We start from the raw sequence: 24,109 nt of genomic DNA on the forward strand, positions 1-24,109 counted from the left end.
CGCAGAATCGGCAGGCGATGCACTCTTTTCTGCGGGCAAGAACGGGAACGGCCTTTTTATTGTCGGTTTCCAAGGTATACCTCAACTGCAGGCATGCCGTGGGACAGGCATCCATGCACATGTTGCAGGACATGCAGCGAAATTCGTCAATGAGGGGTTTGGGCCAATTTTTCCTGATGCGGATGCGCTCGATGACCGACCCGTTTTCATCCAGCACCGCCGACTGCGGGCAAATTCTTCCGCAGGCGCCGCAGGCAATGCAGCGTTCCGCATCGATCTTGTGATCCTTTCCCTTTTCACCCAGAATGGCATCCACCGGGCATATTTTCTTGCAGACACTGCAACCGATGCACTTTTCGGTTATCTTGAACGGCATGTTGGTATTTGGCAAAATATCGTCCCGCGATGCTACAGTTCCAGGCGCTTTATAAGGGCTTCGGTGGGATGGCCGGTTTCCGGGTCCCACTCCAAAGCGTCCCAATAGTCACGGATCATCCGCTCCACCGGCACGGCTCTACCCTTGTTGGCGCCGGCCGAAAGGGGGGGGCGTCCCAACGCCCGATCCGTCATTTTTATTTTCCCCGGCTCGATCCCCTGTTTGAGATTGAACATCTGCTTCAGCGTCTGAATACGTGCACCGGTCACCATGTAATCATCCGGTGAATACCCCCAGCCGGTGGCGGCCTCCAGCCATTTGAACAGGGGGAAGGTTTCGAGCCCGAAAAGGGCGCCATACATGCAGGCGCCCGAACCGTTGATGATATTCATGTATTTGCTGCACGCTGCCGCCGCCACCGCTTTTTCCCTGTCCGGAACGTATTTGCTCCGCTTGAGGTAGATCAGGTCCGGTTCGGGAAGGCGGGATACCTGCTCCCACAACCTGAAAAGCTCGTAGTAGAGCTGCGATCCGATGGTGTGCCTTCCCGGGGTTGCCTCCACGCTGTTGTGCAGTGCAAACCCGGGATCGAAACGGCCGTCATGCATGGCCAACTCCTGGCCGCCCGCGTGAATGGCGAACGTCCCGGACCCCCTGCCGATCTTTTGCGAAGCCATTTTGACGCCATCGGCCAAAAGATCACCGATGCCGTCCCGGGCAATCATCTTGTCGACCAGCGCTTCGATGGCCGCACGGTTGCCCCAGGTAAGAGCAAGCCCGTCGGTATCCCCGGTGGTCAGGATCCCCTTTTCAAAACACTCGATGGCAAAGGCCACGGTCCCACCGGCGGAAATGGTGTCCATGCCCGCCCGGTTGAGCTTCTCGTTCAGGCGGAAAATGCTTTCCGAATCGTCGTTCATACACAATCCGCCCAGGGCCATAACGGTTTCATATTCGGGCTTGTGGGTCTCTCCCTGAATCCCCGACCGCAGGCAGAGGCCGCCGCACCCCAGTGGGCATGAGTAGCAATGATACCTCACGACGACGCAGTCGGAAAACACATCGGGGTTCAGCTTTGCCGAGTGTTCCCGGGGAAAATCCTCGTTGCTGCCCTTCCAGTTCTTTATGGGCGTATCGCCGAGTTCAATCAGAATCTGGTTGAGGCTGGCCGTGCCCCACTTCTGGAGCATGCGTTTGTAAACCGTGTTGAAATAAAGGGCTTCCGCGGAGGGTTGAGCGGGCAGTGCCCGTAAAAAAGCACCCAGGTAGGAAAGCACATTTGCCGGAGGAAAGGGCGGCATGAATTGAATGCTGTCATTGCACGCCTTGCTCAGGCGTTTGATTTCGGCCTTGTTGTTGGATGAAATCCGCTGAACGCCATCCAGGACGACGGCTTTCAGACGCTTGGACCCCATGACGGCACCCAGCCCGGAACGGGCGGCCATTCTGCCGCCGTCGTTGGCAATGCCGGAAATCAGGGACAGGTTCTCCCCGGCCGGACCGATGCAGGCAATGCGCGGGTTGTTGCACCCGGCTTTCGCTTTCAGGAACCGTTCGGTTTCCTTGGTGTCCTTTCCCCACAACGCTTTTGCATCGCGGAGTTCGGCTTTTTCACCGTGGATGCAAAGGTAAACCGGATGACGGCTTATTCCCGAAAAGAAAATGCCGTCGTACCCGCACCGTTTGATGGCCGGTGAAAAGTTGCCGCCGCAGTTGGCATCTCCCCATGTCCCGGTCAGGGGAGATTTCCCCGCCGCCATCCACCGCCCGGTGAACAGGCTGCCCGTGCCCGTCAGGAGTCCGGAAACGAAACAGAGTACGTTTTCCGGCCCTAACGGATCGGCAGCCTTCGGGATCGCATCGTACAGGATGCGAACAGCCATACCCGAACCGGAAAGATACTTTCGGTAAAGCGATACGGCAATTTCTCTCTCCTCGAGAAGGCCCCTGTCCAGGTCCACCCAGAGAATTTTACCCATACACCCGTTGTTGGCTGTCTTCATTTGGCCTCAACCTAATCTGAACCTGGGTTCAAGCTACAATATGGCCAATCCCGTTGTCAAACCCAAGACCGTCCCCTGCAGAAGAAAAAAAAACTTGACAACCGCCGTATTTCAATTATTGTTCGTACCATGAACCTTCTAGGCGGAAACATACCGGAACGCCAGCTTGACCAGTTTCAGAATTTGATTACCAAACTGTATCAATGCTGCCAGGACCGCATGCGCTACCAGAGTGAGCGATTCAGCCTGCCGGAGGCCGAAATGCGCTGCCTGCTTCTGTTCGGGGACGAAAAGTATTTAACGCCCAAAGGCCTGGCCGGCAAACTGAATCTGGTCAAGAGCCGCATTTCGAAATTGATTTCCGGTCTGAACAAAAAAGGGCTGATCCAACGCGTCACCGATCCGGTGGACTCCAGAACCACGCTGTTGTGCCTGACCGCCGCAGGTCATAAAAAACTAAATGAAATCAAAAAGTTCTTAAATGACACGCACGAAGAAGTTCTCAGACAGATGGAACCGGAGCAACGCAATACCATGATGACCAACCTCGAGCTGCTGAAGGCATCCATGGAATCGATCAAGGAATTGATGGTATAGAACAAAATCAACAGGTTACCATCGCGACAATCTCGCGCAAATGGTTCACATAGAGCTCATATCATCATATTAATTTGCACAACCACTTAATTTTATATCCATATTATAGTTCATAGTAGCGGTTATCTAAGGAGGCATTATGTCAACAGTCGAAGAACAAGTCGCAAATCTTAAAGCACAGCTGGATGCTATGAGCGCCAAAGCCACTGCCAACAAACTGTCCATGATCGTTTTCAGCGGCGATCTGGACAAGGCCCTGGCTGCATTCATTATCGCCACCGGCGCCACCGCCATGGGCATGGATGCGGTCATGTTTTTCACCTTCTGGGGAACGCCGATACTGCGTGCCGGCAACAAAAACGTGGGCGGAAAAGACATGATGGGAACCATGTTCGGAAATATGCTGCCCAAAGGCGCCGAAAAAGTCAAACTGTCCAAAATGAACATGGGCGGCATGGGTACTGCCATGATGAAATCCCTGATGAAGAAAAAAAACGTGGCCTCCTTACCGGAAATGATCGCGCTTGCCCAGGAACTGGGCGTTAAAATTTACGTGTGCGAAATGTCCATGGACCTCATGGGGTTCAAACGTGAGGAGATGATCGACTATGAGGGCCTTGAATTCGCCGGAGTGGCCACCTTCCTTGCGGAGGCACAGGACAGTAAAGTGCAGCTGTTCATCTAGCCGGGGGGGGCTGACCGTCGTTAACACGACCGCCGGCCTGAAATTCGCAGCCAACACACCGGGGCCGATTTAATCGGTTCAGGGTTTGAAAAAAAGTTTTGCAACCGCATCAAAAAGGAGGAATTATCATGAGCGACGACATCAGTGTAGAAAAGCAAATGGACCTGAGCGGCCTGGCATGCCCCATGCCGGTGGTCAAGGTCAGCAAAGGCATTAAGGAAATCGAGGTGGGCCAGGTGCTCGAGGCTGTCACGACCGATCCCGGTTCTCTCACCGATTTTCCAGCCTGGGCGCGCACCAGCGGAAACGAAATCCTTAAAACCGATCAAGACGGTGACACCATTAAATTCTATATCCAGAGAAAATCCTAAACGGCACCATCAACATTTGAATTCACCCGGAACCCATGCGTTACGGTAGGCGTCGCATCCCTGGGAGGGGTGCACACCGCCCCGTCACGAAGCCCGGGTGAATTCAAAAGTAAACGGAGGTTGTTTTGCAATCCCTGTATTATTTCATTCTGGTCCCCATGGTATATGTTGCCGCTGCCGTATTCGTTGTCGGTACAGCAGCCAGATTAATTAAAATTTTCACCGCGCCCGCGCATCCCACGACGCTGCAGATCTATCCGACTCCGAAAGGAAAGTTTCTGACGCTGCTCAGCGATATTTTTCTTTTCCCCACCGTGCGCAGGCACAAACCCCTATTATGGGTATTTCTGATCGTCTTTCACATCGGTCTGATCCTGCTGTTCATCGGCCACCTGGAACTGATCTGGGACGTGAGCGTTTTCCAGATCATACCCCATGAACCGTTTCTGGGAAAGGGATACCTGGGGCTCATTTTGGCCGTCTGCCTGCTCTATTTTCTCTTTCGAAGATTTATTTCGCCGGTCAAAGAGCTCTCGGTGCCCGAAGACTACTATCTGCTCATCCTGCTGTTTCTTATTGTCATCTTCGGCAGTGAAATGGATTGGGCCCGGCGGATCTATTTCTACGAGGAGATGACCGTCGACGATTACCGCGTTTATTTGTCAAGCCTGCTGGCCCTCAGGCCGGAACTTCCCGATGGGATCATTTTTTCAGGCCACTCTTTCATGCTGGTGCTGCACGTTTTCATAGCCAACCTGTTCCTTATTTTCTTTCCCTTCAGCCAAAGCATGCATTCGTTCCTTTCGATTCCCATCAACAAATTGAGAAGAGGTTAGCCATGGACCAGGATACCCGAAATGAACTTCTAAAACTTTTCAAAAGTAAACTCAACCAAGCCATGCGGCTTTACCTGGAAACCTGCACCCGCTGCGGTGTCTGCGTCGAAGCCTGTCATGTTTACGCGTCGACGGGCCAGGTCAAGCATATCGCCGCCTATCGCGGTGAAATCATCAGAAGGCTCTATAAAAAATACTTCAAAACACGGGGCAAGATCTGGCCTTCGGTGGGTGAAGCCAGCGAGCTGAGCGACAGGGCCATAGAACCCCTCTTCGAAGCGGCTTACTCCTGCACCGGTTGCCGGCGCTGCATGGTCTACTGTCCCTTCGGCATCGATACCCAAATGCTGATGTCCATCGCCAAGCTGCTGCTCATCGGTGCCAGCGCAGAGCCCGAAATTCTGACGATGCTGGCCGACACGTCCGTGGAAAAAGGCAAATCCCTCGAATTTTTCAAGGAGGGCTTTTTAAAGGGCGTTAAAAACCTGGAAAATGAAGTCGTCAAAAAATGGAAAATCGAGGCGGGCGAAACCGCCATTCCCGTGGATGTGGAAGGCGCCGACCTGCTCTATGTGGCCCTGGCAGGGGCTCACTCCATCATACCGGCGGCGGCCGTTTTCAATGCCGCCGGCGAAAACTGGACCTTGAGCTTTTTTGAGGCTGTCAATTTCGGGGCCTTCGTGGGAGACCCCACCAAAACGAAACTGATTCTCGACCGCATCATCAATGAGGCGCTGCGCCTCAAGGTGAAAGAGGTCTGTATCTGCGAATGCGGCACCGCCTTCCGGGTAATGAAACAGCTCTCCGGGCCCCAGCCGTTCAAAGTCACATCCATTACGGAGGTGCATGCCCGCTACCTTCGTGAAAACAGGATCAAGCTTGACAAATCGCGGTTCAAAGAAGCGGTTACCTATCACGATCCCTGTCAGATCGCCCGCAACGGCGGCGTGATCGACGAACCCCGCTTCATTCTGCAACACCTCACGGATGATTTCCGTGAAATGTCACCCGAACCGAAATATAACTGGTGCTGCGGCGGGGGCGGCGGGCTTGTGGCCCTGGGGGATGAAACCATCGACTTCAGGATGAAATCGTCGAAGGTCAAAGCCGAACAGGTGCAGAAAACCGGAGCCGGCATCCTGACCACCGCCTGTGAAAACTGCCATACCCAACTGGACAATCTCAACGATCACTACAAGCTGGGCGTGGAGGTCAGATTTCTATCGTCCATGGTCGCCGATGCCCTCGTTCAAGAACAATAATAATTTAGGAGGAATTTGATGCAAAAACGTTTTATTTTAACCATTATCTTAGCCCTGTGTCTGGTGCCGCCGGCAATGGCCACCAACGGCAGCAACCTCATTGGGGTCGGCCCCATGTCCAGGTCCATGGGAGGGGTCGGTGTCGCCGCTCCCCAGGACGCCATCGGCGCTATTTTTGCCAACCCTGCAGCCATCTGCTTCGGGCCGTTCTGCCCGGGTGCGGAAGCCGACTTTGCCGGCACCTATTTCAGCCCCAGCGTCGACGGAAAAGCCAAGGTTACGGTTCCGACGGGGAATCCGAGCCAACCCTATACGCAGGTGAAAGGCAGCGATACCAGCGAGATGGATCCTTCGGTCGTTCCCGCCATCGGCATCTCCACGCCCCTCTCACCGAAGTGGCGCTTCGGTGTCGGCGCTTACGGTGTCTCGGGCATGGGGGTAAGCTACAAGGAATCCGATCTGCCTCTGCCCGGCAACATCTACACCAAACTGGAAGTGATGAACTTCGCACCCAACCTGGCCTACCTGATCAACCCGAATTTCAGCGTGGGTGCCAACGCGATTGTCAGCTATCAGAACCTGGACCTCGGTTACGGTGCCGATCACGGCTACAGTATGGGCTTTCAGCTGGGCGGGTTGTACAAGCTGGGAATCATCAACCTGGGTGCGTCATACACCTACCACCAAGGCGTCACCCACAACAAGGTCGCCTATCTTGACGATTACGACGCCTCCGGCAATCTGACCGCTGATGCCACCCTAGACGATCTCGAACTGCAATCCCCCCAGGTCGTCGCCCTGGGCGTCGCCCTGGAGCCCGGATCCTCCTGGCTGGTCGAAGTGAACACGCGCTGGATCAACTGGTCGAACGCCAACGGCTACAAAGATTTCGATTGGGAAGACCAGTGGGTCTTCGCCCTGGGCGCCCAGTACAAACTCACGGACGCCTTCTCTTTACGGGCGGGCTACAACTACGCCAAAAACCCCGTCAAAGAGCACGACGGTTTCAATCCCATGGGCAGCACCGACGTACAAGGTCACGACGTCGGCAACGTCAACTACGAAGCCCTGCGCATTCTCGGATTCCCGGCCGTGGTCGAACATCACATCACCCTGGGGGCGGGATACAAGTTCAGCACCACTATAGCGCTCAATCTGGCCTACGTGCATGCCCTCGAGAATACCACCAAGGAATCCTCCGCGGGTGACGCCTTCAGCTTCGAGTCTTCACTCAAGGAGGATACCGTTACCCTGGGCCTGACATGGTTCTTTTAACGCTGGGCTCAATCGTATTGAGTCATTTCAACCTGGATTGAGGTTTAATTTACCAACCGATTATTGATTCGAAAGCAAGCAAGGAATGAACCGGGGAATGTGCTGGCCGCATTCCCCGGCCGTCTTTTTAATTGACTAACTCCTGCAGTTTCATTAAGTTTTGAACCTGTGAACAGTTGAGTTTGGTATTTGTTTAGAATTTGGGATTTTTTTATCCGGTCCAGATGTACCTGAAACCAACTGCTTTCACAAACATGATGGGATTTGGTCAAATTGGTACTAAAAAGGAGGCTTCACCCATGGAAGTGCAATCGTTTACAGCGCAGGAGTTATTTTCATGGCTTATCGCCAAGGAAGACTTTCTGCTCGTGGATGTTCGTAATGACGAAGAGTTCGGCCGGTTCAAGGTGGAGGGTCCCTATCCCTTCGACATGGTGAACGTACCGTACATGGAGTTCATCGAACACGAAGAGGAAAGCGTTGCCAAAGTGCCCCGCGGTAAAAAGGTGCGGATTGTCTGCGCCAAGGAAGGCTCATCCAAATACGTTGCCGAAATCCTGGTCAATCACGGTTTCGACGATGTGGCCCACATGCTGGTCGGCATCAAAGCCTGGGGAAACCTGCTCGCTCCCGTACGCGTCGCCGGCGGCGCCGATTATGAGCTGCATCAGTTCCGGCGACCGGGCAAGGCCTCCTGCAGCTACGGCCTCGTCTGCGGCGAGGAGATGATGGTGTTTGACCCGGCCAAAAATATTGCGGCCTACACCGAATTTGCCGCCGAAAAGGGCTGTAACATCACAAAAACCTTCGAAACCCACCGCCAGGCCGATTACATTTCCGGCAGCATGGGGCTGAACAAATCCCTGGGCGTCGAGATCGTCGCGCCCGACGAGGATTTTCACCCGGCCACGTTCGCTTACACGCCCGCCGGAGACGGAACCGTTTTCAGGTTCGGCAACGGGGGGCCGGAAGTCAAGTCGATCCACACACCCGGCCACACCCCGGGCAGCACCTGCTATCTGATCGATGACCGCTACATGATAACCGGCGACACGGTCTTCATCTACTCCATCGGGCGCCCGGACCTGGGGGGCATGGCCAAGGAGTGGTCCCAGATGCTGTTCGACACCCTGCAGCAGAAAATCCTTCAGTGGGACCGTGCGACACTGATGCTTCCAGGCCACTACATGGACTGGAAGGAAGCCAATCAGGACCTTGTTTTCACGAGGTCGCTCGAACAAATCAAAGAAATCAACGCTGACATCTACAACATTGCCGACGCAGACACCTTTTACGGCTTTATCGAGGCCAACATGCGCAAGCAGCCCGACGAATATGCCAAAATTCGTGAAATCAACGCGGGTCTGGTAACGGTAGATGATGAAAATGCCGATATCATGGACCTGGGAAAAAACGAGTGCGCCGCCAGCAAGATGGCCAACAAATAACATTTTCAAAACCAGCGTGAGGCGTAATGAAACCGGGGCGCTGCCCCGGCTCCATTGCGCCTTTGTTGTTGACAAATACTTTTTTACTTTATATGTATCGTCTTTTATATCTGGGTCGATCGAAAGTCTGCAGAGCAGACAAATTCAATAAAACCACTTGGAAAGGAGAAAAAAGCAAATGGCAAATTTGATTCCACCTCATGGCGGAAAGGGTTTAACCTGCTGCCTTCTCGAAGGCGCGGAACTAGATGCGGAAAAGAAGAAGGCTGAGGGCCTGAAAAAGGTCGAGATTTCAGCGCGGGCCAAAGGCGACCTCATCATGATGGGTATCGGCGGATTCAGCCCGCTGACCGGATTCATGACCAAGGCAGACTGGAAGGGTGTCTGCGAAAATTTTCTGATGGCCGACGGTACCTTCTGGCCGATCCCGGTTACCCTCGACGCGAGCAAGGAAGATGCCGACGCTATCAGTGAAGGCGATGAAATCGCCCTGTACGATCCCGAAGGCGACGAGATCATGGCCACCATGCAGGTCACCGAAAAGTTCGAGATGACCGAGGCCGACAAAACCTTTGAGTGCGAAAAAGTCTATATGGGCGAAGGTACCCCGACCCCCGAGGAATTCTGGAAAATCGCCAAAGACGATCACCCCGGCGTCCAGATGGTCATGAACCAGAAAGCGTTCAATCTGGCCGGCCCCGTCAAGGTGCTCAGCGAAGCCGAATACCCCACCAAATACGCCGGTGTCTATGCCCGCCCGGCAGAATCCCGCAAGATGTTCGAAGAAAGGGGCTGGAGCGAAGTTGCCGCCCTGCAGCTGAGAAACCCCATGCACCGCTCCCACGAATACCTGTGCAAAATTGCCGTCGAGGTGTGTGACGGCGTCTACATCCACTCTCTGGTGGGTAACTTGAAACCAGGCGACATCCCCGCCGAGGTCCGCGTAAAATGCATCGATACACTGGTGAAGAACTACTTTGTGGAGCAAAACGTGATCCAGGGCGGATATCCCCTGGATATGCGCTACGCCGGTCCGCGTGAAGGCCTGCTGCACGCCACCTTCCGTCAAAACTACGGATGCTCCAAGATGATCATCGGCCGTGACCACGCCGGCGTGGGTGACTTCTACGGCATGTTCGAAGCCCAGACCATCTTCGACAAGATTCCGACCCCCGAGGGCGAGGGCAAGGCGCTGCTCTGCCAGCCGCTGAAGATCGACTGGACGTTCTACTGCTACAAATGCGACGGCATGGCCTCCCTGAGAACCTGCCCGCATGCAAAGGAAGACCGCGTTCTGCTTTCCGGCACCATGCTGAGGAAGATGCTTTCCGAAGGTGGAGATCTGCCGGATCACTTCGGCCGCGACGAAGTTGTCGCCATCCTGCGTGACTACTATGAAGGCCTCACCGAAAAGGTCGAAATCAAGACCCACAAGGCCGCTACCGGCGACTAAAAATAATTTCGCCACGGGGCGGAATTATGGAACGCGGCTTCGCCGCTTAAAAAACAAAAAGGGTGTGACGAAACGTCACACCCTTTTTCTGTTATTGCTCCAACGTTGCCTGTGCAATTTCCTGATCCATCGCCACAACCATGCTGGGCAACGTATCATGCGACTCCGGTTTGTACGTCATCATCAGGTCTTCAGGATTGCCGGCCTCAACGCCCTCAGTCTCAGTGAAATATGCGATAACCCTCTTGACGCGGGATAACGCTCGGCGACTCTCGGGTTGCGGATAGCGCCATACGCTTTTGCTACCGCTAAAAAAATCTCTATGAAAATTGTTTTTTCAAAACCGCATTTTAACCACAAGTAATTTTAAACCACAAACAGGGGTCGGCAAGGTTGCCGAACCCTGTTTGTGGTTTTACCATCACTACTTCGGCGAAGCCGCTACCGCCGGAAATGACATTGCCCGTGCAATTTTATTTCCTGCCGATGTACTCGTTATACGCCATGGCTGCCGTCCGGTAGACCAGGTGGGCCAGTTTTGAATAGGCAATGAAGAAAAACAAGCTCCACACGAACATCAGGTGGACATAGTACAAGAAGTAGGTGACGCCGGCCATGCCCGCCAGGCGGGTCATTTCGGAAAGAAGCCCGGTGACCCCCAGCGACAGGGCCCATATAACCAGCCACCAGTCTTTGTAGGCTGAAACCTGATCTTTTTTGGCCAGCCGCTGCTTGATCATCAGCACACTGCCGATGACCAACGAAACGCCGGCAATGTTCCCCAGCCACTTAACCGGGTTGAGCTGTGAATAGGGGCCGTGGATCTGAAACACATACAGGACCACGAAGAAGATGCTGGTGACGATGAAAAGGCCGATGAAGCCGAACAGCACCATCATGTGGGCCGTGGCCCGATCCTTGTTCTCCCCGCATTCGTTGAATTTGTCATGCTTCAGGATCGGCAGGATAATGCGTATCAGCCCCTGGATCATGCCCATGGGATCGATTTTCTTGATGTCGGTCTTGCCGTCCGCCAGGGCGTTCTGGTGCATATCGTTCAAGAACCGTTTCAGGCCGATGGCAAAAGTGGCCACCGTCCAGATCGCCGCCGGAATCATCATGATGTCCACCAGCCAGGTGGAGAAGAAATGGGCATGCGCGATTTTGTCACCTTCGGGCGTAAAGTCCAGCAGACCCGTGATGAGGCCCACCACCAGAAAAAGAACCGCCGGAATGCCCAGAACGATGGGCAGCTTCTTGGGGTCGTTGATCAGCTTGCCGATGGCCTTGACCGGTCCGTACTCGGTAACCGCGTAGGCCCTGATAGCCGCCAGCACGTCGCCGGGTTTGGCGCCACGGGGGCACAGGGTGGAGCAGTCGCCGCAATTATGGCACAGCCAGACATCGCCGTTGCCCACCAGTTTGTCCTTCAAGCCCCATGAGGCGGCAATCATCTCTTTTCTCGGGAAAGGCTTGTTGTCGGGGGCGATCGGGCAGGCCACCGAACAGGTGGCACACTGAAAACACTTTTTCAGATCTCCCCCGCCAAGCCCTTTCACTTCGTTAATAAAGCCAATATCCGGCTCCACAACATATGCATCCGCCATCTGAATACCTCCTATATAAATTGACACAAAAACCGTTTTCCGATTTTTTCTTTAAAGTTGCCTTACCGTTGCATGTGTCCAAAACGGGCTTAGAATCCCTTGAAGGGGTTCGGTCCGAGATCTTCGACCATCTCCACGAATTCGTTCACCATCTGCGGAATCTTGTCATAATCGTCAATGGCCACCTGGAACTGGGTCACCCGTTCGTTTTCCAGAGCCAGGCTCTGCAGGGCGTCGCCGATTTTCTTCATGCGTATGTCGGCCAGCTCGCTACCCTTGACAAAATGGCACTGGTAGTCGTCGCCATGCTTGCAGCCCATGAGGAAAACACCGTCCATCCCCTGCGACAGGGCATCCTTGATCCAGATGACGTTGACCGATCCCAGGCAGCGCACCGGGATGAAACGCACGTCGGCCGAATAGGTCATACGGTTCAGGCCGGCGATGTCCAGGGCCGGGTAGGCGTCGTTTTCACACACCAGACCGAGGATGCGCAGGGGGGGATCGTCGTAATCGTCTTCCGAGGGAACGCCGATGGCCTTCACCATGGAACCGATGCTGTCGATGCTGTAGTCCGCGAACCCGATAATGCGTTCGGGACAGGCGCCCATGCAGGTGCCGCAGCGACGGCAACGCGTGGGATTGGGTTTGGGAGTCCCCTTTGCGTCGTCGTCCAGGGCGCCGAAAGGACACTCTTCCGTGCAGCGTTTGCACTGGGTGCAGCGTTGAAAGAAAAAGTCCGGAAAAGTCATGTCGCCGGAGCGCGGGTGTACGGACACGCCGCGGTTGACCGACTCGATGCACTGGATCGCTTTGAGGGCCGCACCGGAGGCGTCCTCGATGGACTCCTCCACGGACAGGGCCCTGCGAATCCCGCCGGCCGCATAGACGCCGGTGCGCTGGGTTTCATAGGGAAAGCAAATGAAGTTGGAATCCGCGTAATCATTGAAAAGCGCGTTGTCGCGGAAACCGGGGCCCTGCCGGTAGGCCAGGTTGATGACCGGGTCGTCCTTGGTTACCGGGACCATGCCGGTACCCAAAACCACCATGTCGGCCTTGACCCTGATCTTGTCGCCCAAGAGGGTGTTGTCCGCCTCCACGATCAGGCCGTTGCCGTTCTTCGTTACCGATACCACCTCGCCCTTGGTCAGAAAGATTCCCGGATCCTGCTGGATGCTTTTGTAGAAGTTTTCATTGAGTCCCGGCGTACGCATGTGCTGGTAGAAGACGTAAGCCTTGCCGTCCGCAAAATCCTCCCGTACGTACTTGGCCTGTTTCAGGGCGACCAGACTGGTTACCGAACCAGCGTAGTCGAAATCGCTGTCGCTGCCGTTGCCCGGACTTTGAATGAACACCACGGACTGGGCTTCCTTGCCGTCCGAAGGTCTTTGAATGGCGCCTTTTTGGGCTATCGCCTCGAACTGCGCATTGGTCACGACGTCCGGCAATTCCCCGTATCCCAGGTGGGAATACTCGCCGGCTTTGGGCTCGTAAGGTCGCCACCCGGCAGCCAGCACAACGGCGCCGAACAACTCGCCGTCCGGGTCGAGGGACAGGATGTCGTTTCTGCCCTTGTTGTACTCGAGGTAGGCTTCATGCTGTTTTTCCACATCCAGTTCTTTGCCGTCCGCGTCCAGCTTCATCTCTTCCGGCAGCGGATAGGGCACGTCGAAGGGGATCTTTTCACCGGGCTTTTTGAAGGTGACCACGAATTCACCCGGTTCGCCGGCAATCCTCGCAACAACCGTTTCGGTTTTGACCGTGATTTTATCCTCTGCATCCACCTTCTTGATCAGGGAATCGACCACAGGCGGTATCAGATCTTCGTAGGGAACTTCCGTGGGCAGCTGCTTGCGCCAGTTGATAGCGTTGCCGCCCAGGCCCGCCTCTTTCTCGACAATGGTCACATCATAGCCGGTTTGGGCGGCATCCAGAGCTGCCGACATACCGGTAACCCCGCCACCGATGACCAGGATTTTTTTGCTGAGGGACTCCACGATGTGCGGTTCGGGCAGAGCGATCTTCCCCACCCTGGCCATGCCCATCTTGATATAGTCTTCGGCCAGCATCAGGAGACGGTCGTAATGCTCGCCATCCCCTTTCTGCTCCTCGGTCAGGGCTGGATATTCAGAACGCGGGTGCGACCACACCACCTGTTCGCGCAGGTTCACACGGTCGACGATGCATCCGTCAAACTTGAAGACGTCGTAATTGACCCGCCGCGAACATGCCGCAATCACCAGCGTGTTGGTCCCGTCGGCAACGTCTTTTTTGATCAGTTCCACACCTTCCTTGCCGCAGAGAAAGGGATGTGTTTTGACAGGCAGGCCTTCTTCTTCAGGAGCGGCGCACAGATCCTTCATGTCGAGCGCATCCCCGATGCCACAGCCTTCGCAAATATATACACCATATTTTTTATCCATGGATTACCTCCTACCTCCTCACCAGAGTTTGAATCGCTTTCAGGGCCATACCGGTTGCATTCTGATTGGACGACACGACGTCAGCCGGCTTGTTGGCGCATCCTGCTGCAAACATACCGCCTTTGGCGAAATCATTGATGATAAAGCCGTCCTCGTTGTACGTAAGATCGGCCGGCAGTTTCGTGTTGGCCGCCGTGGGCTGCATACCGGTCGCCAGGACCGCCATATCGACGGTCTGATGTATCTTTTCACCGGTAACGGCGTTTTCAGCTACGACCGTGATATTTTTCGATTCGGGGTCTTCGCTCACCTCGGCAACCTTGCCTTTGACAAAAAAGATGTTTTCGTCTTTTTTGAGGTTGTCGTAAAACTTTTCGTAGCGGTAGCCCGGCGCCCTCAGGTCGATGTAGAAGATGTAGATTTTGGCCTCGGGATATCTTTCACGGACGTACGTGGCCTGTTTCATGGATGCCATGCAGCAGATGTAGGAGCAGTAGGGCAGATGGTTCTCGTCACGCGAACCGGCACACTGTACAAAAGCGACGCTTTCCGGCTCCTTGTCGTCCGACGGGCGCAGGATTTTCCCCCTGGTGGGGCCATTGGGCGCAGCCAGCCGCTCCATCATCATATTGGTGATGATATTGGGATACTGGCCGAATCCCAGGGTGTCGATTTTAGTGGCGTCGTAGGGTTCCCATCCCGTCGCCCACACCACCGCACCGACCTGCAGATCGATGGTCTTCGTTTCCATGGCCAGATCGACGGCGTCATACTTACAGGCTTCTTTGCATTTCTGGGCATCGTCGGTACCGATGATCTGGGGAGAAATGACATAGCGTGACGGAAAAGCCATTTCAAAGGGCAGGTACGCGCCTTTGACCTTTTTCATGCCGAAATCGAAATCGCTCTCGATCTCGGTTTCACAGGCAGCCGCGCACTCGCCGCAGCAGGTACAGTTCTCGTTGACATACCTGGGTGACAGTTCGATGGAAACGTCGTAGCTGCCGGGGGTGCCGCTCACCTTGGTCACCTGCGCCAAGGTAAACACCTTGATCCGCGGATTGTCCTTGATTCTCCTGAAGTTGATTTCCAGACCACAGGTCGGGGGGCAGAGTTTCGGAAAATACTGATTCAACTGCGACACTCTTCCACCGAGGTAAGGATTTTTTTCGACCAGGAACACTTCGTGCCCCACTTCGGCAGCTTCCAGGGCTGTGGTCAAGCCGCTGATCCCGCCGCCTACCACCAAAATGCCTCCACTAGCAGGGGCTGCTTTGTCTTCTGTCATACTATCCCTCCGTGTTTAAAAGCTTAGTTTATTTAATAACAACAATATATTAAGCGGTACCCTTCTGAAACGTGCAGCACTTGCCTGGAATATGCGGCATACTCCAACCGAGAGCTTCACGCTCCAGACCTGTTGGATATAGCCCGGAAAGTATGGATGCCATGTTAATAAAAACCTCCAGGCGTCTTGCGACACCTGGAGGTATATTGCATCGACTAGAACATCGTCGACTGTTGATTAATCCGGAATGATCTGAATGTAGTCTCTCTTGAAGACATCCCATTCCCCTGCTTTCGGATCATATTTGGAGTTGACGAAGGCGAACCAGTTCTCGTCATCCTGGCCGGGATAGTCGGCCTGATAGTAGAAACCGGGGTAGCGGGTTTCTTTACGGAACTGGATGTGGCGCAGGTGAGCCTCGACCGTCCAGATGCGGTGCTCGATCTCCCAGCATCGCATAAGCTCATGCAGGTCGCCGGCCGCCAGCTTTTCGCAGTCTTCGCGCATGACCTGCAGCAGCTCCATGACGATCTCCAGGTTCTTGCTGGTGGTCATGTAGTAGGTGGCCGTTCCACCGCCGTACTCGTTGGTTGCCTTCATGAGGCGCAGCGCCATGCCGGCCGGTTTCACGTAGGCCGGGTTGACGTCTTCCATGGTGGTGTAAGCGCAGTTGTCCAGGTAGGTCCTGACCGGTTTGTAAACCAGATCGACCAGTTCCTCGTTGGACCTGGCCAGAGCGGGAGTGAAATCAGCATGGTCCTTGGCAAAACGGACAGCCTGCTTGATGGCCATGCGGCCCTCGGCATGTGATCCGGAGGAGAACTTGTGGCCGGAGCAGCCCACGCCGTCACCGGCGGTGAAGAGGCCGTTGACCGTGGTCATGCGGTTGTAAACCTTGCCGTTGTCGGCCTTGATCTTGTAAGCATCCGGTATCCAGTCAAGGTCCGGACCGGAGGTCCAGAGGCCGCAGCATCCGGAGTGAGACCCGAGCAGATACGGTTCGGTGGGCATGACTTCGGAGTTTTTCTTTTCAGGCTCGGTGTCGGTCGCACACCACAGGTTGGCCTGGCCGCAAGTCATGTCAAGGAAGTCTTCCCAGGCTTCCGACTCGAGATGCTTGAGCTCTTTCTTGTCCATGGTTTCACCAAGCGCTGCCAGAGCGCTAACCGTGTCCATGAGGATCGGACCGCGGCCCTCTTTCATCTCGAACAGCATCAGGTGGTTACGCAGACAGGTCGGGGTGATGGCGGCCGTCCCGTAGGGAGCGTATTTTTCCAGCTCGGCTTTGGCGGCGTCGCTGCCGGCAAAGGCTTCGCCCAGACCGTTGAGGGTTTTGGCCTTGAAGAGCAGGAACCATGCGCCCACAGGACCGTAACCGTCTTTAAAACGGGCCGGGGTGAAGCGGTTTTCCATCATGGAGAGTTCGGCACCGACCTTCATGCACATGGTGTAGGTTGAACCGGCATTCCATACGGGATACCAGGCACGGCCCTTGCCTTCGCCGACGGAACGGGGCTGGTAAATGTTTACCGCACCGCCGCAGGCAACCATCATGGACTTACACTTGATGATGTAGACCTTGTTTTCACGAACGGAGAAACCGACGGCGCCGGCAATCGTGTTTTCTTTGTTGGCGTCCAGCAGCAGCTCGACGATGAAGCAACGCTCGATGACGTTGTCTTCGCCGATGGCTTTCTTGGCAGCTTCAGCCACGATTCTTTTATAGGATTCGCCGTTGATCATGATCTGCCATTTACCGGTGCGTACCGGGGTGGCGCCTGATTTCAGCGTACCCATCTTCTGGCCTTTCTTGCCGTCCAGGTTTTTCCCCTCGTCGTCTTTCTTCCAAACCGGAAGTCCCCACTCCTCGAACAGGTGAACGGAATCGTCCACGTGGCAACCCAGATCGAAAATCAGGTCTTCGCGGACGATGCCCATCAGGTCGTTGCGGACCATACGGACATAGTCATCGGGGGTGTTGTCGCCGATATAGGTGTTGATGGCGGACAGACCCTGAGCCACGGCGCCACTTCTTTCCATGGCGGCCTTGTCGCACAGCAGAACAGTCTGGTCGTCGCCGAGCCATTTCTTTACCTCAAATGCAGATCCGCAGGCAGCCATGCCGCCGCCGACGATCAAAACGTCAACTTCACGTTCTTCGACTTCAGGATCCCTAACGGCCTTGAGTTCGCCTTTGGGTTTATTCGGTAATGCCATATTCTATCCTCCTTAAACGGTTATCTATCTGTGTTGATTCTGATTTACTGAATGTTCCGAAAAAAACCCCGACTAGACGGTCGCCTGAGGTGTCGGGATGGTGTAACCGTCCGCCTCTTCCGTTGACAGCAGGCCGCTCTCGATGTCCTGACCTTTGAGGTCGGCATATTCGTTGGCAGCACCTTCAGCAGTTGTCCGGATGGGGAACTTGAAGCGTTTGATGGTCCCGTTTCTGAACTTGCAGGTCCACATAACGTCTTCGGTACCGAGCATTGGCATTACGCTGCTTCCCAGCGGTACGAAATCCGAGTACCCGCGAACTTCGATAGCCTGGGTGGGGCAAATTTTCACACATGAAAAACATTCCCAGCACTGATCCGGCTCCTGGTTGTAAGCTTTCATTTCGTTGGGCTCGAGAACCATCAGGTCGTTGGGACAAATGTACATACAAGCCGTTTTGTCCCCGCCCTTGCAGCCGTCACATTTTTCCTGAATTACAAAACTTGGCATTTACAATACCTCCTGAGTTTTTTTTTGTAAAAAATCTCACTATTCAATTTACGTTAACTTTTTCCTCAAATATGGAAACAACTCTTAGCCGTCACACCTCCCTTCTAGTCCAAAATCGTGATATTTTGGCCAATTTTTTATCTTCCCTCCTAGTTTGGCTATAATATTTTCCGATCTGTTTGCACTGAAATATTATAGATTTGAACGCCGTTTTCAACGGTGACGAAAATCATTCGCCGATTTTTGAAAAAAACTAGTTTTTCTTTAAAAATCAGCAGGATATAAGCAATCCAAGATAGAATCAATATCATTCAGCATTGGGCTTGTCAAGAACTTTTGGGCCTTGAAATTTCAAATATCCCGTTTTGAGGCCTCCCGGTCCTGACAGGCTCAATATGTTGATTTTTTTTTGTATTTTTCACCATATATTGTAGTCGCCGGTCGAAATGTTCCCTTCGCAGGATCGTTTCTCTCAACCGCCCATCTTTCTGTTGACTTTCGCCGGCAATCCGGCTTCAACAGGGGTCATGGAAAACGAATTCACACCCTTGGATCTCGACCAAGCCTTCCGGTTTGACCGCCATCAAAACGTCTCCCTGCTGCGCCTCGGGCACGGATATGTCGAACGGTTGTTAGGTGGAACCCTGTGAGCCGTAAAGTCGCGCTGGTGCTCGGAGCCGTCAAGGGCATTGGAATGGGCGTCGGGCTTGCCCTCGCCCGCCAGGGCATGGACGTCGCTCTGACCTATTACGATTGGGAAGAAAGCCTTGCAAAGATGCAGGCGGCCTTTCGGGAAACCAACGCCGATCACCTGATCATCCGGGCCGACCTGCGGGAGACCGATGGCATACCCAGCGTCATCGAGCGGGTCCTCGAGCGTTTTGGGCGCATAGACATTCTCATCAACAACATCGAACGCGGCGGGTGGCCCATCGTGCACGGAGCGTACACCGAGGACCAGTGGGATCTCGAACAGGCGACCACCCTGCGCGCCAAGCAGTGGCTGTTTTCAGCCGCCCTCCCGCACCTCAGGGCATCCGGCGAAGGCGCCGTGATCAACATCTCATCCATCGCGGGCATCGTGGGAAGAAGCGGACCGGCCAGCCTGGTGTTCAACGACGGCTACGCGGCCGCCAACCGCGGCATCTCGATGCTGACGGAAACCTGGGCGCGACTGGGCGCCCCCGATGTCCGCGTCAATGAAATCATGCTGGGCCTTTTCGAGACCAGGCATGCGGAAGGCACCCGCGGCTGGGGGCTGCTGTCTGAAAAGCAGAAGGCCGCGTTGGTGGAGCACACCCTGCTTGGCCGCACCGGTAGGATTTCCGATATCGTCAAAGCGGTCGATTTTCTAATCAACGGCGCCCCGTACATGACCGGAACCGTATTGCGTCTCGACGGCGGATACGTTCTTGGAGGGGAGAAGATTCTGCCCATGCCGGAGGGCATCCTCTGATGCCGGCTTATGGCTTGTGGCTGGTAGCGGGTGGCAGATGGTTACCCTGCGACACGCCGTGGAAAAGCAGACAACCACCGAACGATCGTCACCGCGGTCGGATCTTCTTCGACGTAATCCCCCACACAAACAGTTTGACCCAGTCAAAACCGAATTTCAGCAACTCCAGGTCATCGGATTTTATCCTTTTCAAAAGGGCGGTCTTGACCCTGTAGCGTTTGAGGAAGCTGCTTCCCCACACGAACTCGCGGAAACGGTCGATGTTGTACGTCGCCATGAAAGCCATTTTGGCCCTGGCCCCTTCGGGGCCTTCGCGCCCCCAGGGGTCCCGCTGAAAAAGGGCCTTGATCCGTGACCACTCGAGGGTCATCTTGTTGTACCGTTCGGCTTCCTGGTCGGCAGCCCATGTCGCGGCGGTCCAGGACCGATCCTCGTGCTGCCCCATGCAGAAATCGGGCGGACGGAAAAAGCAGACCAGCCGGCTCTCTCCAGGATCCGCCCCCCGATACAACCCCTGTTCCACCGGAAACGTGCGGCATGAGTCCGGACGATCCGCGTAGACCCGACACCCCGCTTCCGACAGCCAGGGGCAGGTTTTTTCCGCATTGTCCGCCATCCTCAACAAGATGTCCGGAAAAAAACTCCCCTCCCGCAGCACCACATCCACGTAGCGGTCGATAAACGCGTCCGAGGTCACTCCCAGGGCGGTTTTCAACCGCAGCACATCGTAGGGATAGAGAAACAGATTGAGGTTTCGGCAGCATCGATTGAAACAGGAGATATCAGGATGGCAGCGGAATTTAAATGTGTCTCCCGCTTTGATGAATCGCCCGGGCAGACTTTCGAGATCGTCGGTGGTAATTGATTTCATAATAATTGTCAAACTGACGTTTCACCCCTTCCCAGCATGGGTCATTAGAACGTCCCGATCATTTCGGCAATCGTCAGCTTCAAACCGCCATTTACGCCGGCGGTCACCCGAAACGCCTTCTCCAGATGGGCCATCGCCTTGTAAAATGGCGTGCGGTCCAGGGAAAATTCGACACCGCATTGCCTCTGCACCTCAAAGGAAGCACAGCCGGCCCCCCGCACGATTTTTCCCCCGGGATGGTGCAGTTCGTGCGGTATACCATGCAGGCGGCAAATCATGGGACGGTACGCATAAACAACGCAACGCCCATCCCCATTCAGGGGGCACCACACCGTCACCGGGCTGCCCGCGGCGTCCGCCGCCGCATATTTCCTGCGGTTTTCGCCGGCCTTTTTTTTCACGACTTCCTTTTCCCGGGCCGTCAGTTCCATAACCCCCCTGTAGATCGACAGGTACTCGAGAAAGGTGTGATGGTGAAAACGCGTCCTGCAGCAGTTTTCTTCACACCCCCGGCACACGAAACCGCAGCGTTCGGCTGCCTCCGCATAGCCTGCATCCATGGCCTTGAAAACCAAAAACAGCCGGTCTAACCAGGTCGACAGTCTGTCGGGGTCCTCTCTTATTCTGTCGATGGCGGCACGCATTCAAACCTGCGGCATGGGAAAAAACAGACGTTCGTAAAGTGCCATGGCATAGCGGTCGGTCATGCTGGCAATGAAATCGCAAACGACTCTTTCGCGGGTGCCCCCATTGCGGTAGATGCCGCCCATTTCCATCGCGGCGAGCTCGCTTTCCAGCATGTCGTCATGGTCGAGAAAGTAGGCGTACAGTTCCGAAAGAATTTTCTTGGCCTTGATAAATTCATTGTGCACGAGCGGCGATCGGTACACGTTCTCGTACAGAAACTGCCGCAGAATCGTCATGGCGCCGAACACTTCGTCGCTCATGCCGAGCACCAGTTCGTTGCCCTCGACCCTGCTCGAAAAAACAAGATCGTTGATCATGGTGGCGGCCCGCTCCCAGTGCGTGCCTCCCAGAATTCGCACACACGCCTCGGGTACCTGCGCAGCGGCCACCACCCCGCTGCGGATGGCATCGTCCAGATCATGGTTGAGATAAGCCATAATGTCGGCAACCCGGACCACCCGGCCTTCGATGGTGCCGGGCAGCTCCTCCGGGTCGTCGGGGATAATTTTTCCATACCCTTTGGAGTGTTTTAAAATCCCGTCGCGAACCTCCCAGGTGAGGTTGAGGCCGTTGCCGTCGTTTTCCAACACCTCGACTACCCTCAGGCTCTGGGAGTGGTGAGAATAGCCGGGTGAAAATATTTCCTTCAGCACCGTTTCGCCGCCGTGCCCGAAAGGCGTGTGCCCGATGTCATGCCCCAGGGCAATCGCCTCGGCCAGGTCTTCGTTCAAAAACATGGCGCGGGCGATGGTCCTGGCTATCTGCGCAACCTCCAGCGTATGGGTCAACCGGGTCCGGTACTCGTCCCCCAAAGGCCGCAGAAAGACCTGGGTTTTGTGTTTCAGCCGCCTGAACGCATTGGAATAGACGATGCGGTCCCGGTCCACCTGGAAGGCGGTCCTGATGGGGCAGGCGGCCTCGGTCGATTCCCGCCCCCTTGAATTGGCGCTCTGGCACCCGAAAGGGGACATAAAATTTTTTTCCCGCTTTTCAAAATTTTCCCGAATGGACATTCCGTCTGGCATGGCATGCATCTCCGGCAAAAGCCCCACACCGTTTTTCGAAGGCAAGCGAAAATCCCGTCATTCCGGCGGGTCGACGTGGTGCTTCACCATACTGAAATTAAAAACAAACCATCAATTAATAATTACCATGTTGTTTGTGTCCCCTTGAGGTTTACAACGGCACCTGGAAACATTAACATAAATACATCAGCTTAGGTCAAGCGTTTCAAACGCTACGCATGATCAAAATCAAAAACAGCCGCGAAAAGGCATTTTTCCATGCGTCTGATGAAGAGTCATAAAGCCTTGAGCGGCAAAAAGCAAAAAGAAACGCACCCAATACCGCAGCCGGGTATCCCTAACCGGAGCGTGACCGCGTTTTAAACCGACAGGAGCGCCGAAGATGAAGGGACACCATTTGATACTGGGTGAACTCAGCGACACCATCACCGGTGAAACCCTTCAGGACACCCACGATGAACGGTATCGGCAGAAAATCGCCGCCCTGCTGGTGAATGAGAAGGGGTTCTCCCGGAGAGAGATCAAGCCGCGGCTGCCGTTGAAAATAAAGGCCGGGGAAAAATGCGCCGTTATTCCGGTCGATTTCGGCATATATCTCGACGAAACATGCTGCATGCTGATCAAATACGGACCGGGGTCGCTGGTGACGCGCCACCGTCCGGCCCTGGCGGCTTCCCGCCTGCTGGTTGCCTATCAGATCCCCGTTGTGGTCGTGACCAATGGTGTGGAGACCGATGTGCTCGACGGCCACACCGGTAAAATAACGGCCCGGGGGTTCGATGGCATCCCCGACAGAGCCGCGCTGCTGCAACGCGTGGAAGGGGTGCATTTCACCCCGGTCCACCCTGCAAGGGCCGAAAAGGAATCCCGAATCGCTTACGCCTTCGAGGTGGACGGCAGTTGCCCCTGTGACGACACGATCTGCAAAATAACCGGTTGACGGGCAATCGAAAAAGATGGTTGGCCGTCAACCGGTTATTTTGTATATACGCCATTAATTGGCGTGCCGGCGGAAATGATCTTTCTAAATTTGCCATATAGGTTTTCATTCTAAACAGTTCCTTTGCATCCAATGCCGGTAGCGCCGGCCGGGAATGAAGGGCGTATGCAGCACGAATTTTTCATGCAAGCGGCCTTGAAAGAGGCTGAAAAAGCATTATTATCCGGTGAATTTCCTGTCGGCTGCGTGGTGGTCAGCGACGGCCGCATCATTGCCAAAGGCTCCCGCAGCGGAACCGCCGGCCCATCGGCCAATGAACTGGACCACGCGGAAATCGTGGCTCTGCGGCAGGTCGATGGCCTGAAGGGTGCGCCGGATCCATGCACAATGACCATTTACAGCACCATGGAGCCGTGCCTCATGTGTTTCGGCGCTATTCTGATCAACGGCATCGAACGGATTGTCTATGCCTATGAAGATGTGATGGGAGGCGGTACCCGCTGTCCGCTGGACGCCATGCCCCGGATTTACAGCAACAAAAATATTTCTATTGTTTCCAATATATTGAGAAATGAAAGCCTCGACCTTTTCAAAACGTTTTTCTCGAATACAGATAACACCTATTGGCGGGGCAGCCTGCTGGCCGAATACACCCTGGCCCAGTAGAGAAATTATTTTTATTGCATTTTTTTCTTGCATTTCCTAAGGTTGTTGTATAAGCGACTATCGAAAAATTGTTGGTTGTTTTTTCAATGAATGCAGAAACATCTGGAGTTGGA

Annotated in this window: 21 protein-coding genes; 11 read left to right on the top strand and 10 right to left on the bottom strand. The window is 54.7% G+C overall.

Annotation, left to right across the window (positions count from 1 at the left end):
• A partial coding sequence (locus tag LJE94_05880) for a 4Fe-4S binding protein (GenBank protein MCG6909639.1) occupies positions 1-391 on the bottom strand: 391 nt, incomplete at its 3' end.
• Positions 392-408: 17 nt separating this feature from the next.
• Positions 409-2,379, bottom strand: coding sequence for an aldehyde ferredoxin oxidoreductase family protein (locus LJE94_05885; GenBank protein MCG6909640.1), 1,971 nt, complete (start codon positions 2,377-2,379; stop codon positions 409-411).
• A 129-nt stretch (positions 2,380-2,508) separates the two neighbouring features.
• Here LJE94_05885 and LJE94_05890 point away from each other — a divergent pair, with 129 nt between their 5' ends.
• The 8 genes from LJE94_05890 (at position 2,509) to sat (ending at position 10,306) form a co-directional block, all read left to right on the top strand.
• Entirely contained in the window at positions 2,509-2,976 is a 468-nt protein-coding gene (locus tag LJE94_05890) for a MarR family winged helix-turn-helix transcriptional regulator (GenBank protein MCG6909641.1), read from the top strand.
• A 139-nt stretch (positions 2,977-3,115) separates the two neighbouring features.
• Complete coding sequence (locus tag LJE94_05895) at positions 3,116-3,661, top strand: DsrE/DsrF/DrsH-like family protein (GenBank protein MCG6909642.1); 546 nt, start codon at positions 3,116-3,118, stop codon at positions 3,659-3,661.
• Between the two features lie 128 nt (positions 3,662-3,789).
• The gene (locus LJE94_05900) at positions 3,790-4,032 is read left to right on the top strand and encodes a sulfurtransferase TusA family protein (GenBank protein ID MCG6909643.1); all 243 of its coding nucleotides are present in this window, start codon (positions 3,790-3,792) and stop codon (positions 4,030-4,032) included.
• A 125-nt stretch (positions 4,033-4,157) separates the two neighbouring features.
• Positions 4,158-4,868 (top strand): respiratory nitrate reductase subunit gamma, encoded by a 711-nt coding sequence (locus LJE94_05905; protein MCG6909644.1) that lies wholly within the window; start codon positions 4,158-4,160, stop codon positions 4,866-4,868.
• 2 nt (positions 4,869-4,870) lie between these two features.
• Positions 4,871-6,130 carry a (Fe-S)-binding protein gene (locus LJE94_05910; GenBank protein ID MCG6909645.1) on the top strand — a complete coding sequence of 420 codons (1,260 nt, stop codon included), beginning with the start codon at positions 4,871-4,873 and terminating at the stop codon, positions 6,128-6,130.
• 18 nt (positions 6,131-6,148) lie between these two features.
• Positions 6,149-7,405 (top strand): outer membrane protein transport protein, encoded by a 1,257-nt coding sequence (locus tag LJE94_05915; protein MCG6909646.1) that lies wholly within the window; start codon positions 6,149-6,151, stop codon positions 7,403-7,405.
• Between the two features lie 299 nt (positions 7,406-7,704).
• Positions 7,705-8,853, top strand: a complete 1,149-nt coding sequence (locus LJE94_05920) for an MBL fold metallo-hydrolase (GenBank protein MCG6909647.1) — start codon at positions 7,705-7,707, stop codon at positions 8,851-8,853.
• Between the two features lie 178 nt (positions 8,854-9,031).
• Positions 9,032-10,306, top strand: coding sequence for a sulfate adenylyltransferase (sat, locus tag LJE94_05925; protein MCG6909648.1), 1,275 nt, complete (start codon positions 9,032-9,034; stop codon positions 10,304-10,306).
• Positions 10,307-10,779: 473 nt separating this feature from the next.
• Here sat and qmoC read toward each other — a convergent pair whose 3' ends face one another.
• The 5 genes from qmoC to aprB all read right to left on the bottom strand — a co-directional run bounded on the left by qmoC (position 10,780) and on the right by aprB (position 18,351).
• Positions 10,780-11,913, bottom strand: a complete 1,134-nt coding sequence (gene qmoC / locus LJE94_05930) for a quinone-interacting membrane-bound oxidoreductase complex subunit QmoC (protein MCG6909649.1) — start codon at positions 11,911-11,913, stop codon at positions 10,780-10,782.
• 89 nt (positions 11,914-12,002) lie between these two features.
• Positions 12,003-14,336, bottom strand: coding sequence for an FAD-dependent oxidoreductase (locus LJE94_05935; GenBank protein ID MCG6909650.1), 2,334 nt, complete (start codon positions 14,334-14,336; stop codon positions 12,003-12,005).
• Positions 14,337-14,346: 10 nt separating this feature from the next.
• On the bottom strand, positions 14,347-15,624 hold the full coding sequence (locus tag LJE94_05940; protein ID MCG6909651.1) for a CoB--CoM heterodisulfide reductase iron-sulfur subunit A family protein: 1,278 nt from the start codon (positions 15,622-15,624) through the stop codon (positions 14,347-14,349).
• A 237-nt stretch (positions 15,625-15,861) separates the two neighbouring features.
• Positions 15,862-17,841, bottom strand: a complete 1,980-nt coding sequence (aprA, locus tag LJE94_05945) for an adenylyl-sulfate reductase subunit alpha (protein MCG6909652.1) — start codon at positions 17,839-17,841, stop codon at positions 15,862-15,864.
• Between the two features lie 72 nt (positions 17,842-17,913).
• Positions 17,914-18,351: an adenylyl-sulfate reductase subunit beta gene (aprB, locus tag LJE94_05950; protein MCG6909653.1), complete on the bottom strand. Its 438-nt coding sequence runs from the start codon at positions 18,349-18,351 to the stop codon at positions 17,914-17,916.
• A gap of 646 nt (positions 18,352-18,997) precedes the next feature.
• Between aprB and LJE94_05955 the strand changes: the two genes are divergently transcribed.
• Positions 18,998-19,807 carry an SDR family oxidoreductase gene (locus LJE94_05955; protein ID MCG6909654.1) on the top strand — a complete coding sequence of 270 codons (810 nt, stop codon included), beginning with the start codon at positions 18,998-19,000 and terminating at the stop codon, positions 19,805-19,807.
• Positions 19,808-19,895: 88 nt separating this feature from the next.
• On the opposite strand, the gene LJE94_05960 is transcribed toward LJE94_05955, so the two are convergent.
• Genes LJE94_05960 through LJE94_05970 form a run of 3 tightly spaced genes read right to left on the bottom strand, consistent with a single transcriptional unit; the run spans position 19,896 to position 22,378 of the window.
• On the bottom strand, positions 19,896-20,678 hold the full coding sequence (locus LJE94_05960) for a YkgJ family cysteine cluster protein (GenBank protein MCG6909655.1): 783 nt from the start codon (positions 20,676-20,678) through the stop codon (positions 19,896-19,898).
• 44 nt (positions 20,679-20,722) lie between these two features.
• Positions 20,723-21,322, bottom strand: a complete 600-nt coding sequence (locus LJE94_05965) for a hypothetical protein (GenBank protein ID MCG6909656.1) — start codon at positions 21,320-21,322, stop codon at positions 20,723-20,725.
• On the bottom strand, positions 21,323-22,378 hold the full coding sequence (locus LJE94_05970; GenBank protein MCG6909657.1) for a deoxyguanosinetriphosphate triphosphohydrolase: 1,056 nt from the start codon (positions 22,376-22,378) through the stop codon (positions 21,323-21,325). It lies immediately after the preceding gene.
• A gap of 394 nt (positions 22,379-22,772) precedes the next feature.
• Between LJE94_05970 and LJE94_05975 the strand changes: the two genes are divergently transcribed.
• Together LJE94_05975 and LJE94_05980 are read left to right on the top strand one after the other, a co-directional pair.
• Entirely contained in the window at positions 22,773-23,330 is a 558-nt protein-coding gene (locus LJE94_05975; protein MCG6909658.1) for a type I restriction enzyme HsdR N-terminal domain-containing protein, read from the top strand.
• A 165-nt stretch (positions 23,331-23,495) separates the two neighbouring features.
• Positions 23,496-23,996: a nucleoside deaminase gene (locus tag LJE94_05980; protein MCG6909659.1), complete on the top strand. Its 501-nt coding sequence runs from the start codon at positions 23,496-23,498 to the stop codon at positions 23,994-23,996.
• Positions 23,997-24,109: the final 113 nt, after the last annotated feature.

Source organism: Deltaproteobacteria bacterium (assembly GCA_022340465.1).
Classification (GTDB): Bacteria; Desulfobacterota; Desulfobacteria; order Desulfobacterales; family B30-G6; genus JAJDNW01.

Bases quoted from the DNA above. Each gene is read 5' to 3' on its own strand.
- LJE94_05885 (MCG6909640.1), bottom strand. From the start codon at position 2,379: ATGAAGACAGCCAACAACGGGTGTATGGGTAAAATTCTCTGGGTGGAC.
- LJE94_05890 (MCG6909641.1), top strand. From the start codon at position 2,509: ATGAACCTTCTAGGCGGAAACATACCGGAACGCCAGCTTGACCAGTTT.
- LJE94_05895 (MCG6909642.1), top strand. From the start codon at position 3,116: ATGTCAACAGTCGAAGAACAAGTCGCAAATCTTAAAGCACAGCTGGAT.
- LJE94_05900 (MCG6909643.1), top strand. From the start codon at position 3,790: ATGAGCGACGACATCAGTGTAGAAAAGCAAATGGACCTGAGCGGCCTG.
- LJE94_05910 (MCG6909645.1), top strand. From the start codon at position 4,871: ATGGACCAGGATACCCGAAATGAACTTCTAAAACTTTTCAAAAGTAAA.
- LJE94_05915 (MCG6909646.1), top strand. From the start codon at position 6,149: ATGCAAAAACGTTTTATTTTAACCATTATCTTAGCCCTGTGTCTGGTG.
- LJE94_05920 (MCG6909647.1), top strand. From the start codon at position 7,705: ATGGAAGTGCAATCGTTTACAGCGCAGGAGTTATTTTCATGGCTTATC.
- sat (MCG6909648.1), top strand. From the start codon at position 9,032: ATGGCAAATTTGATTCCACCTCATGGCGGAAAGGGTTTAACCTGCTGC.
- qmoC (MCG6909649.1), bottom strand. From the start codon at position 11,913: ATGGCGGATGCATATGTTGTGGAGCCGGATATTGGCTTTATTAACGAA.
- LJE94_05935 (MCG6909650.1), bottom strand. From the start codon at position 14,336: ATGGATAAAAAATATGGTGTATATATTTGCGAAGGCTGTGGCATCGGG.
- LJE94_05940 (MCG6909651.1), bottom strand. From the start codon at position 15,624: ATGACAGAAGACAAAGCAGCCCCTGCTAGTGGAGGCATTTTGGTGGTA.
- aprA (MCG6909652.1), bottom strand. From the start codon at position 17,841: ATGGCATTACCGAATAAACCCAAAGGCGAACTCAAGGCCGTTAGGGAT.
- aprB (MCG6909653.1), bottom strand. From the start codon at position 18,351: ATGCCAAGTTTTGTAATTCAGGAAAAATGTGACGGCTGCAAGGGCGGG.
- LJE94_05960 (MCG6909655.1), bottom strand. From the start codon at position 20,678: ATGAAATCAATTACCACCGACGATCTCGAAAGTCTGCCCGGGCGATTC.
- LJE94_05965 (MCG6909656.1), bottom strand. From the start codon at position 21,322: ATGCGTGCCGCCATCGACAGAATAAGAGAGGACCCCGACAGACTGTCG.
- LJE94_05970 (MCG6909657.1), bottom strand. From the start codon at position 22,378: ATGTCCATTCGGGAAAATTTTGAAAAGCGGGAAAAAAATTTTATGTCC.
- LJE94_05975 (MCG6909658.1), top strand. From the start codon at position 22,773: ATGAAGGGACACCATTTGATACTGGGTGAACTCAGCGACACCATCACC.
- LJE94_05980 (MCG6909659.1), top strand. From the start codon at position 23,496: ATGCAGCACGAATTTTTCATGCAAGCGGCCTTGAAAGAGGCTGAAAAA.